Raw genomic sequence first — 11,901 nt, forward strand, 5'->3', positions numbered from 1 at the left:
GTAACTGAAATAGAAGACTGTATGAAAGAATTTAACAAGATTTTGCTCGGTTGTTTAACGGGTGCCGGACTATTGTTATCGTCGCCCAAATTGCTGGCGGAGAGCTTATCTCAATCCCTGGACTTGAGCGGACATTGGGTAGGTTATCTATGTGTCGGCCTGTTTGCGATCGCTTATCTGCTGGTAGTGCTGGAAGAAGTCTTGGAATTACGCAAATCCAAACCGATGATGTTGGCTGCGGCTCTGATTTGGGTGGCGATTGCCCTGGTTTATAAAGACCAAGGCATGTCTCCGGTCGCGGAAACGGCGATTCGGCACGATGTGTTGGATTATGGTGAATTGTTGCTATTCCTGATCGTCTCGATTGCTTACATCAATGCCATGGAAGAAAGACGGGTTTTTGATAGCTTGCGGGCCTGGCTGGTTAACAAAGGTTTGAGTTATCGCCAACTGTTTTGGGTGACCGGAGTCTTGGCGTTTTTCATCTCCTCGGTGTCCAACAACATGACGACCGCGATGCTGATGTGCGCGGTCGTCATGGCGGTTGGCAAGGACAATCCCAAATTTGTCGGCATTGCCTGCGTCAACACGGTGGTAGCCGCCAATGCCGGCGGTGCGTTTTGCCCGTTCGGCGACATCACCACTTTGATGGTCTGGCAAAAAGGTATCATCGATTTCTGGGCGTTCTTCAAGTTGTTTGTGCCTTCGGTGCTTAACTTCCTGATTCCCGCTGCCATCATGCATTTTGCCATTCCGAAAACCCTGCCGGCGCCTCTTCATGCCCAGGTTGTCACGCGTCGCGGCGCCAAGCGTATCGTAGCGTTGTTTCTGCTCACCGTTCTCACGGCAGTCGGCTTTCAGAATAGCCTGCATATGCCGGCAGCAGTGGGCATGATGGCTGGCCTGACCTATCTGCAATTGTTCGGCTATTTTCTGCATATTACCCACCGCGACGAACCGGAACTGGGCCTAGACCCGATGTCCGGCGAGGAAAACCCCGCTGCTGCCGACGAGGACAGTATGCGCTTCGACGTCTTTCATCATTTGGCGCGCATGGAATGGGATACCTTGCTGTTTTTCTACGGCGTGGTGCTGTGTGTGGGTGGTATGAACTTTCTCGGCTATTTACGCCATTTATCAGAGTTTCTGTACGGCGAACTTGGCGCAACGCCTGCCAATGTCCTAGTTGGCCTGATCTCGGCCTTGATCGACAACATTCCGGTAATGTTTGCAATTTTAGCCATGCGCCCCGAGATGTCGGAAGGTCAATGGCTGCTGGTCACGCTGACGGCGGGTGTTGGCGGCAGTTTGTTGTCGGTCGGCTCGGCAGCAGGCGTGGCGCTTATGGGCCAAGCCAAGGGCATTTACACCTTCATGACTCATCTGAAATGGACGCCGGTGATTGCCCTAGGGTATTTGGGCAGCGTGGCTGCGCACTTTTTAATAAATTCCGCGCTTTTTTAGCTCTGCAGTCCGACAAATGGGGGGGATACGCGCGACTTATCCACCCCAAAGTTCCGCATGTGGCTGTGTGTCGAACGAGTGCATTCATGGTCATACTGGACAAAACTTGCCCAACTATCCGTCCAAGCGAGACAGCCGCATAGGCTCTTTCATCGTAAAGGCCACCAGCATCGATACGGCCGCGCATGCGCTAACGTAGTATGCAAACCATTCCGCGTGTCCCAGGCTTTTCAGCCAAAGAGCCAGATACTCGGCGGTGCCGCCGAATATTGCTACGGTCAAAGCATAGGGAAACCCCACCCCCAAAGCTCGAATATGCACCGGAAACAGCTCGGCTTTGACGATGGCGTTAACTGACGAATAGCCCGAGACAATCAGCAATGCACAAACATACCAGCCCAACGCCGAAGCCATCGTTTGCGCGTGGCCTAATAGATCAAGCAATGGCGTCGTAAACAATGTGGCACCGGCACCAAAAGCAATCAGCATCGTGCGACGGCCGAGGTAGTCCGAAATTAATCCGAACAACGGCTGCAGCAACATGAACACGATCAAGGCCAGCGTGCAGATTGTGGTGGCATCGTCCTTACTAAAGCCGGTGGTGTTGACCAGATACTTTTGCATGTAGACGGTGAAGGTGTAATACGACAAGGTCCCACCAGCGGTTAACGCCACCACCGTCATTACCGGTTTGGGATAGTTCAGCAGTTCCCGTAGCTGGGCGCGTTGGCCGGTAAAAGTCTGTTGTTCGACAAAAGCCGTGGTCTCGGCCATGTTGCCGCGTAAGCCCATCGCCACCACCGCCAACAAGCCGCCGACAATAAAGCCGATACGCCAGCCCCAATCATGCAGCTCTGCGCTGCTCAGTAGGCATTTTTGCAGCAACATCAATAAACCCAAAGCCAGAATTTGCCCCAGTACGATAGTGACGTATTGAAAACTGGAGTAATAGCCGCGCCGCTCGGGTGCTGCCATCTCGCTCAGATATGTCGCGGAGCTGCCGTATTCGCCGCCGATACTAAACCCCTGCAACATCCGGGCAAATAACAACAAAGCCGGCGCCCACATACCAATTACCGCATAGCCCGGCGTGCAAGCGATGATTAACGATCCTAAACACATCAAGCTGACCGAAAGCAGCAAAGCGCTTTTGCGGCCTTTGCGGTCTGCAAGACTGCCGAGCAACCATCCGCCCAAAGGCCGAAAAATAAAGCCCACCGCAAATATCGCCGCATTGTTCAACAACTGAGCAGTTTGATCGGTTTCCGGGAAAAATGCCGGGGCAAAGTACAAGGCAAACGCGGCGTAAATGGCCCAATCAAAATATTCCACCAGGTTGCCAACCGAGCCGCTGAAGATATTGAACAGCCGCCTTGTTTCCGAGTACGGGTCATTGGAATGAGACATGTCGTTTAAGCCGATGAGTTTTTGCACATCTTAACTTACGCCCCCCGTTGAACCACACCCATTTCGGTCGCGTGTAACAGGGCCGATCCATACCTCAACGGCGGGGCCTGGGGGATTTAGGTGATTTCACGCATTCCCAAACAAAATACGCCAAATCACGCATTTTAGACATCCGGTTTCGAAGCAGCGCACTCCCCGGCTCGACAATGCGTTTGAGTGTGAACAACTGTAAGAAAATGATTTTATTTACTTTTTTAAAACCCTAAACAGACAAGCCGCCTAAATTAACGACTTCGGAGCAGTTCTTGCTTAGTTTTGAATTTGCAAAAAAAGCGGGGCCGCTAGGCCGAAAGCATTAACGGCAAAGCGTAAGACCTTTTGTAAACTGGGCATGTAAAACTAAATCGATGAGCACAGAGTGTATTGACGACGGCCAACAAGACCTCACCCGCCTTTATCAGGACCACCACCCCTGGCTGCTGCAATGGTTGGAAAAACGGGTGCAGGACCGCCTGCAGGCGGAAGATCATGCCCAAGATACATTTCTGCGCGTCATCGCCGCAAAAGACACACCAAGTCTCAACGAACCCCGCGCCTACCTGACCACCATCGCCAAACGCCTGCTGATCAATCACTGGCGGCGCAACAGCATCGAACAGGCTTACCTGGCGAGACTCGCGGCCTATCCCGAGGAGCGGGTCATTTCGGCGGAGGATAGCGCCATCGTGCTCGAAGTCTTGCGGGAAATCGACGAACTACTCAATCAACTACCGGCAAAAGTCCGTAAGGCTTTTTTGTTGGCGCAACTGGACGACCTCACTTATGCCGAAATCGGTCGGCAATTGGGCGTCAGTGACCGCATGGTCAGAAAATACATGGCACAAGCCATGTTTCAGTGCCTGAGCGCCGGGTTTTAATCCCAGATGCAACAAAAACGCCCCCTGGAAATCGACCCGCGCATTCTGGCTGAAGCAGCCGAGTGGTTTGCGTTATTCCGATCCGGACGAGTGCAAGCCAATGAAACCGCGCAATGGCAAGCCTGGTTAGCCGCACACCCTGACCATCAAACCGCTTGGTCCAGAGTGGAATTTCATATCGAGCGCTTTAAAGCGCTGCCACCCAAAGCCGCTTTAGCCGCCTTGACGGCGCCGGATTTGCAGCGCAGGCGCGCTATCAAACATTTGGTATTGCTCGGTGGCGTCGGCTTGGCGAGCTGGCAGTTTTCCCGTGCAGGTTACTGGCAAGCCTGGACGGCGGATTACCATGTCGCCCAAGGTCAAATCCAAACAATCACCTTGGCGGACGGCTCGACAGTCGCTATGGATAGCGGCAGCGCCTTGAACGTGGCATTCGGCGCTGATTTGCGGCGCTTGCAACTGGTATCCGGGGAAATTTATATCGAGACCGCCAAGGATAACGCAGGTTGGCAGCGGCCTTTTGTGGTCGATACCCAGGATGGCCGAGTTCGGGCGCTGGGCACCCGTTTTAGCGTCAGCCAACAAGCCGACCGCAGCGAGGTCACGGTGTTTGCCGACAGCGTAGAGATTCAGCCAATCCATCCTAACAGCCCAAAACAGCAGCTACATGCCGGACAAAATACCCGGTTTGCAGCTGATCGCATCGAACCCATACAGCCAAACAAACTCGACAAACCCGCCTGGACCCAAGGCGTCATCGTCGCCGACGACATCCCGCTCAGCGAGTTTCTGCTACAACTGAATCGTTACCGGCAAGGCTACATAACCTGTGCGCCGGAGATTGCCGACATGCGCATCATCGGCTCCTTCCCGCTCAAGGATACCGACAAAATCCTGGCTTCGTTGGCTACCAACTTGCCGGTCAAGTTAACAAACCCATTGCCGCTCTGGGTTAAAGTCCTGCCGCGCTAAGCGCGCCAGACAACTTAACATCGCTATACACCGAGTATTAGTTGACTGCACCTTGCTTGAGAAAATACCATACATCGTATGGCATACAGGCAAAAACAAGTATATTTCTCTCCTGAAAAAAACGCTTTGCTAAAAGCGGAAAGAGGGATTGGTTTTGAGGATGTCTTATTAGCCATTGAAATGGGACATGTACTCGATGATTTGGCGCATCCAAATTCTGAAAAATATCCCAATCAATCGGTTTTTATCATCTTAATCTCCATAAAAAATTATGTTTACATCGTGCCTTACGTTGAAGAAGAGAACAGCATTTTTTTAAAGACGATTATCCCCTCCCGAAAAATGAATAAACGTTACAACAAGGCGGCAAATGATGACTGAGCTAAATTTAGATGCTTTTGAACAAGACATTCTCGATAGTGTTGAAAACGATGAATGGCGCAGTAAAGGCAATATTCAGGAGCGCCTGGTAGAACTGCAAGATTTTTTGAAACACGAAAAGAAAAAATCAGTTTCCATCAGACTTTCTGAAAACGATCTTTATGCGTTAAAGAAAAAGGGACTGGAAAATGGCGTGCCGTATCAAAATATTATTCAAATTTTGGTGCACCAATATACGTCTAACAAAATTCATCTTGATGTTTCATGAGTGAGTTACTTCCCATCTCCTCAATCGACTTGGCCGTTCCCTGATAAGCCAGCTACATCATCCTGTCACGCATTTCGAAATGATCCTATCGTCTCGGTAATCGCTCCCAGCATCGCCCCACCTCCTGCAAATCAAGCTTACGTAGCGTGGCTCAAGGGCATGTTGGGGTGAGGCACGAACCCCAACACTTTCGATCAGTTTAGCTTTTATCGGTTGCTGATGGCTTTATGGGTCGCGGTGTCTCGCTTTCATGGTTAGCGGGTGGCTCAACGGTTGTCGTGTTGGGGTTCGAGGCGCACTCCACCCTACGCATTTACACCAAAAACTCAATTTTTTTACAAAAAAAACAAATACTTAAAAAATATTTCAAATTTTTTCAATTTCCAGTTCCGCTTTTTCAGTCTCGATTGACATAGGTGATGACAACCGCATTTTTTACAGGAGATAAAACCGATGTCATCGACGCTACACACCAGCAAATCGAGCTTGGCACCCTCGCGATTGCACTTAGCCATACAAGGCATTCTACTGGCCTCCGCATTAACCGTATCCGCTCCCATCCATGCGGAAAGCAGTAACGGCCACGCCAGCATTAAGCGCAGCTACCATATTGGCGGCGGCTCGTTGAGTCAGGCCTTAAGGCAGTTTGCGACTAGCTCCGGCTTACTATTTTCAGCGGAAGCCACGTTGACCGACGGCAAAACCACTAGCGGGCTGGATGGCGAGTACACCATCGAAGAAGGCTTTAGAAAACTGCTGGCGGGTAGCGGTTTGACGTACAGCTTTACCGGTGAGGACTCGGTGGCTATCAAGGTGGTGGATTCGGGGAGTAATGCGGCATCGACTTTGCCGGCGGTGACGGTTTTGGGGAAGGCGGTTTATGACTCGACCGATCCCTTCAACCCTGATTACAACCGATCTCACGCATCCACGGCAACCAAGACAGATACGCCGATCATGGAAACGCCGATGTCTATCAAGGTTGTACCTAGAGCTGTGATGGATGATCAGCAAATTGTCTTATTTGACGACGCAGTCATTCGAAATGTAAGCGGCGTACAGCGTAATTTCGACTTCGGCGATTTGTACCAAGGCTTTATTGTTCGTGGTTTTAGTTTAGGGGCGAACATTTACCGCGATGGTCTCAGGCAAAACACGGGCTACTTCGAGCCTGCTGGCATGGAGCGGGTTGAGGTACTGAAAGGAGCAGCGGCCATGCTTTATGGTCGTACCCAGCCCGGAGGTTTGGTTAATTACGTTACCAAGAAACCACTGGATAAAGCGCATTATTCTCTGCAACAACAGTTCGGTTCTTACGACTTGTATCGCACAACGGCAGATGCGACAGGCCCAATTGACGACGATAAATCATTGCTATACCGTTTAAATATTGCCTATTCGAGCAACAACTCATTCCGCAATTACAACGAGAACGAGCGGATTTATGTCGCCCCATCCTTGACTTGGCGCCTTTCCGATCAAACCGAGATGACGGTGCAGCTCGAACACCAACATGACGACTATGTGATGGATTTTGGTATTCCTGCCGTCGGCAACCGTCCTGCGCAGGTTCCCAAAAGTTTTTTTGTCGGCGATGCGGCGGTTAACAATAGCTCCATGGATAGCAATCAAATCGCCACCATCATTTCGCATCGCTTCAATGCCCACTGGAAGATAGAACACAAATTCAATTGGCATGAATGGACACACGAATTCAACTCGATTTTCCCGGCGGGCAGCATCAATGCCGACAAGCAAACGATCAATCGAGCCTTGATGACAGGGCCAACAGACAGGGAAAGTTTTGCCACCAATCTGGATATTTCCGGCGAATTCGACACCTTCGGCCTAAAGCATAAGCTCTTGATAGGGGGCGATTACTTTAAGCTTACCACCGATACCTATGACAACCATTGGACCTATGGTGTGATACCGGCGCTGGATATTTTTAATCCTAATAATCACATGCTGGATGCCAATGCGATCAACGCCGTACCAAACGACTTCTGGTGGCAGGAAAAAGATCAATGGTATGGTGTTTACGCTCAGGACCAAATCACCCTATGGGATAAATTGCATTTCTTGGTCGGCGCGCGTTACGACATCCTGGACTATGGTACCGGTTGTTGCTCGGAGCCAATCAGTATTGATGATAGAGAAGACAACCGATTGAATCCCCGATTCGGTATCGTTTATCAACCGTGGGAATGGCTATCCGTGTTCGGCAATTACGTGGAATCCATCGGTACCAATAACGGCTTAACCCCCACCAAAACGGTCAATAAGCCGGAAGTTGGCACTCAATATGAAATTGGATTTAAAACCGAGTTTTTCGACGGCCGTTTGTCGTCGAATCTCGCCTACTACCATTTAACCAAGGAAAACATGTTGACCGGCGTGCCGGGCCTGCCCTATAGAATTCCTGTTGGCGAGGCAAGAAGCCAGGGGATAGAGCTTGACCTGACCGGCGAGCTCACCGATTACTTGAGCCTGCTCGGCAATTATGCCTATACCGATGCGATCTTTACTAAAGACAATGACTTTGCACCCTGGGGAATGACATCCAAACAAGGGAATCGTTTACCCAATGTCCCAGAACACTCAGGCAGCTTGTGGCTGACCTTTCATCCTGACGAGCGCTTTAAAATCGGTGCCGGTATGTTTGCCCAAGGCCAGCGCGCCGGCAACAATGATAATACCTATGAATTGCCCGGCTTTGTGCGCGTGGATGCCATGGTGTCTTATAACTGGAAAATCGGCGGTTCGAAGTTGACCACTCAATTCAATGTCAACAATTTATTGGATAAGGATTATTTCCGGGGTTCACGGGTGCAGGATAGCACTGGAGCCTTGCCGGGAGAACCTATCTCATTTATCGGATCATTACGATTGGATTACTAGCTTCAAAATCATCTGTTTGCTCGTTTACCACTCGCGCTGGCTAGGACCGTAGGTTGGGGTGAGGCACGAACCCCAACATTGGTGGCCTTCGAATCATCGGTAATTTTGATGTCGCGTTGTCGGTTGTTTGCGGGTGGTTTTATGGTTGTCGTGTTGGGGTTCGTGCCTCACCCCAACCTACGCTCTCGGCGATTTTCCGCCCACTTTCAAATTGAACCCAAAAACCCGGTCAAACCAAATGCCACTCGCATTCCATACGCTGATGTAAAACACGAATTACTCAGAGTTGTTCGGCACTCCTGAGCGCCGAGGCACAGCTTAAAAGCGGCAATCTTTTTGATATTAGATGACGAACCACCACCCACCCTTAACTGCCGCGTTTTTACAGCACCAAACCGAGCTACAGCAATTTCTGTGGCGGCAGATCCAGTGCCGGGAAGCGGCGGCAGACTTGTTGCAGGATACCTTTTTGCACATCGCCGAATACCCAACACAAGATGCCATTAGCAATTGCCGGGCGTTTTTGTACCGGGTGGCCGGCAATCTGGCTTTGGATTATTTGCGTCGCCAAGCTCGGCAACAGGCGCGGGACGGCGGCGCTTTGGATGAAGACTGGCAGTGCCCCAAGCCGCTGCCGGAGCGCTTTTTACAGGGCGAGCAACGATGGTTGGCGCTCGAAAGTTGGCTTTGCGGTTTACCCACACTCAACCGACAAATCTTGTGCTTGCATCGCTTGGACGGCAAACGTCACCCACAAATTGCCGCCGAATTAAAGCTCTCGGCACGTCAAGTCGAACACATCTTGTACCGAACCGGAAAATTGCTGGCAGGAGTCCGCCTGGACGATTGTTGATATCTATCGGATATGAGATTTCACTTACTCCGACAAGAAAATAAGTCATATGCCACGATTTTTCTTAAACAATTGCTTACCAGCACTGGATGCGTTGTCAAAATATCGGCTTGACTAGAGTTTTAGCCATAATCTAACCGAATGAATATATTGAGATTTTATGAAAAACACATGCCATGAAAAAACCCGAAGCCAGTTAAATGGAATATTTTTTGCTGCCCTACCAGGTTTTCTATCCAAAAAACCAACTCGATTGACCGCATCAAGCCTGCCTCGATCAAAAATGCATGAATACATTACTGGACAAACTATTCCGCAGACACGGCAAGGAGCTTCTGGCATTCGCTGAACGCCAAAGCAATGTCACAATCGCGGAAGACATTACCCAGGAAGCTTTTTTACGATTAATGCAACATCCCAATCTGACGGCCATCGAAAACCACAGGGCCTATTTGTTCAAAACCGCCGCCAATCTCAGCAAAAACGCCTACGATCACGAACAGGTCAGGTTGCGGTATACGCCAGACGAACCGGTAGAGCTGGAGCAACTGGTTTGCCCACTGCCTGCGCCGGAAACGACGGTCGCAATCCAGCAGCAACTGGAGCGTTTTCTATCGGTTTTGCTGCAACTGCCGGAAGTCGTACAGCACGCCTTCATCTTGAGCAAACTGGATGGTTTAAGTTACCCAGAGGTTGCCGAAGCGCTGGGCATTTCCAGCAAATCGGCGCAACGCTATGTGTTCAAAGCCTGGCAACATCTTATTCAGCATCTGGGGCATGATTTTTTGGGCGATAATCTGACCCGATAAGCAGGGCTCAACTGTCTTATTAGGTAAAGCGCAAACAAGACTGGCCAGATGAAATCCAAAACTTACAAACTCAGCGGTACGCCACAGGAACAAGCCGGATTTTGGGTGTTTACTCAACATTCGGAAGAGTGGACGACGGCTGCAGAACAGCAGCTACAAGCTTGGCTGGCAGAAAATGACAGCAACCGCTTTGAATACGAGCGCGCGCTCCAGCTTTGGCAACAGCTGGATCAACTAAAACCAGCCACTTTTCCGGCTCGGCAAGCGGCACAGGAAACTCGGGCAAAGCGCATCCAGCGTAAACAACGCATCCGCAAAGCGCAAACAACCGGATTGATGGGATTGCTGGTTTTGACCACGACTTTTGGTTTAAATGACTATCGGCTAACCGATTACTATGCCACCGCAGTCGGCGAACGCAAGTCGATTGATTTGGCCGATGGTTCGCAAATCACCCTGAATACCGATACCCAACTGTCGGTGAAAATGACCGGCAACCGCCGGGTGATTGGTCTGGAAAAAGGCGAGGTTTACGTGAGTGTGGCCCATGAAATAGACCGTCCTTTCGATGTGATAGCCGGCAATGGCCGCATTCATGATATTGGTACGCGCTTTAATGTCTATTCGGCCAACAACACAACGCAAGTCACCGTCGCCGAAGGTCAAGTACAGATCATTCCGGACAGCAAAATAACCGGAGCTCGCTGGCTGGATCATGTCATCAGCCGATCAGCATTTTGGCTGCACCTGAACAGCGCGCCGAAAAATGACGAAACCCCTGCATTGCTAGCAGGCCAGCAAATTAGCTACGACGACCAAGGCCAAGTCAATGCGCCGATTGCCACCAATGCCACCAACATCATTGCCTGGCGCAGTGGCCGGCTGGTATTTGAGATGGCGCCTTTGGAAACGGTCTTAAGCCAAGTCCAGCGTTATCACAAAATAAGCTTCCAATACAGCGGCGAAGCACTTAAACAAATTCGGGTATCGGCCAGCTTCGAAATCGACAACCTGCCAAAAATACTGAATACTCTGCAGGCGGCACTGCCGATCAAAACTCAGCAGTTGCAAGGCGGCAAGATTGTGGTTTCTGCGAACCGAGGTTGACAGGCATACAAACCAGCCCTTTGTCCCAAGAGGCTGATTAGCCCATCATGTTTACAGCCAAGGATTAAGCGCTTCAATACCTGCGTTGCTGAAGTCTCGAACATTACGAGTAACCAATCGACAGCCATGCATTCGGGCAGTCGCGGCAATGATCGAGTCAAAGGCAGCTAGAGATTTCCCTTGTGCCTCTGCCTCAACCGTCATTTGCGCCCACACCTTTGCAACCCTAGTGTCAAATACCAGAATTCGATCTTCAAAACCGATCTCCAACTCTTGTAGCCATAGCGTAAGCTCAGATCGGCGCTTTGATTCTGGCAACCGGTTCACACCACGCTGCAATTCAGCCAAAGTCATCGCACTGATGCAAAGCTCGTGCGCTTTGCTAGCTTCAAACCACTGTAGGACTTTGGCATCGGGCTTACTCTTGACTAGCTCAGAGAGCGCACAAGTATCCAACATATATTTCACAAAGCCAGATCCCGAATCACTTCTGTGGATCGTTCCAACACTAAGGCCTCACCGCGTGGCGCATTGAGCAGGCAGTCCTTCAAACGCGGCAATTGACCGCTTAAGCGCCGATAATCGTCAACGGCCAAGATGACAACAGCCTCTTCACCGCGTCGAGTCACCAGTTGTGGGCCTTCTTTCAGGCTGAGCTCCACCACCTCGCTGAATCGGCTCTTCGCCTCTTGTAATTGCCAAGTATGCATCTATCTCTCCTGTCCAGTGATACCAGTTATGAGTATGAGCTTTATAAAATGGTGTGTCAAAACGCTAAACAACCATCAAAACATGTGTAGCCATAAACCGTTGCCTGGCTTC

The 11,901-nt window shown here is 50.5% G+C and carries 12 protein-coding genes; 9 read left to right on the forward strand and 3 right to left on the reverse strand.

The annotated features are described in order from the left end of the window. Window positions 1-21 precede the first annotated feature (21 nt). Complete coding sequence (gene nhaD / locus QLH52_RS08595; protein WP_319961252.1) at window positions 22-1,464, forward strand: sodium:proton antiporter NhaD; 1,443 nt, start codon at window positions 22-24, stop codon at window positions 1,462-1,464. A gap of 114 nt (window positions 1,465-1,578) precedes the next feature. Here nhaD and QLH52_RS08600 read toward each other — a convergent pair whose 3' ends face one another. Beyond that, window positions 1,579-2,871 carry an MFS transporter gene (locus QLH52_RS08600; protein WP_205453513.1) on the reverse strand — a complete coding sequence of 431 codons (1,293 nt, stop codon included), beginning with the start codon at window positions 2,869-2,871 and terminating at the stop codon, window positions 1,579-1,581. Window positions 2,872-3,278: 407 nt separating this feature from the next. On the opposite strand from QLH52_RS08600, the gene QLH52_RS08605 reads away from it, so the two are divergent. From QLH52_RS08605 to QLH52_RS08640, 8 genes are all read left to right on the forward strand, one after another. Next, on the forward strand, window positions 3,279-3,788 hold the full coding sequence (locus QLH52_RS08605; RefSeq protein WP_205453512.1) for a sigma-70 family RNA polymerase sigma factor: 510 nt from the start codon (window positions 3,279-3,281) through the stop codon (window positions 3,786-3,788). Window positions 3,789-3,794: 6 nt separating this feature from the next. After that, complete coding sequence (locus tag QLH52_RS08610) at window positions 3,795-4,760, forward strand: FecR domain-containing protein (RefSeq protein ID WP_205453511.1); 966 nt, start codon at window positions 3,795-3,797, stop codon at window positions 4,758-4,760. A gap of 78 nt (window positions 4,761-4,838) precedes the next feature. Beyond that, window positions 4,839-5,141, forward strand: a complete 303-nt coding sequence (locus tag QLH52_RS08615; protein WP_205453510.1) for a BrnT family toxin — start codon at window positions 4,839-4,841, stop codon at window positions 5,139-5,141. Next, on the forward strand, window positions 5,131-5,409 hold the full coding sequence (locus QLH52_RS08620) for a hypothetical protein (RefSeq protein ID WP_205453509.1): 279 nt from the start codon (window positions 5,131-5,133) through the stop codon (window positions 5,407-5,409). Before QLH52_RS08615 ends, QLH52_RS08620 begins: the two co-directional genes overlap by 11 nt. A gap of 453 nt (window positions 5,410-5,862) precedes the next feature. Further along, window positions 5,863-8,310: a TonB-dependent siderophore receptor gene (locus tag QLH52_RS08625; protein WP_205453508.1), complete on the forward strand. Its 2,448-nt coding sequence runs from the start codon at window positions 5,863-5,865 to the stop codon at window positions 8,308-8,310. A gap of 346 nt (window positions 8,311-8,656) precedes the next feature. Then, the gene (locus tag QLH52_RS08630) at window positions 8,657-9,163 is read left to right on the forward strand and encodes an RNA polymerase sigma factor (RefSeq protein ID WP_319961253.1); all 507 of its coding nucleotides are present in this window, start codon (window positions 8,657-8,659) and stop codon (window positions 9,161-9,163) included. 287 nt (window positions 9,164-9,450) lie between these two features. After that, a complete protein-coding gene (locus QLH52_RS08635; RefSeq protein WP_205453506.1) occupies window positions 9,451-9,972 on the forward strand; it encodes an RNA polymerase sigma factor in 522 nt (173 codons plus the stop codon). Window positions 9,973-10,020: 48 nt separating this feature from the next. Next, window positions 10,021-11,079: a FecR family protein gene (locus QLH52_RS08640; RefSeq protein WP_319961254.1), complete on the forward strand. Its 1,059-nt coding sequence runs from the start codon at window positions 10,021-10,023 to the stop codon at window positions 11,077-11,079. Window positions 11,080-11,130: 51 nt separating this feature from the next. Here the strand turns inward: QLH52_RS08640 and QLH52_RS08645 are convergent, their stop codons facing one another. Continuing rightward, entirely contained in the window at window positions 11,131-11,538 is a 408-nt protein-coding gene (locus QLH52_RS08645) for a type II toxin-antitoxin system VapC family toxin (RefSeq protein ID WP_240348339.1), read from the reverse strand. A 5-nt stretch (window positions 11,539-11,543) separates the two neighbouring features. Next, window positions 11,544-11,789 carry a type II toxin-antitoxin system Phd/YefM family antitoxin gene (locus QLH52_RS08650; protein ID WP_033157050.1) on the reverse strand — a complete coding sequence of 82 codons (246 nt, stop codon included), beginning with the start codon at window positions 11,787-11,789 and terminating at the stop codon, window positions 11,544-11,546. Between the last annotated feature and the right edge of the window lie 112 nt (window positions 11,790-11,901).

Origin of the sequence: Methylomonas defluvii, assembly GCF_033949435.1 — a bacterium.
In the GTDB taxonomy this organism is placed as follows: domain Bacteria; phylum Pseudomonadota; class Gammaproteobacteria; order Methylococcales; family Methylomonadaceae; genus Methylomonas; species Methylomonas defluvii.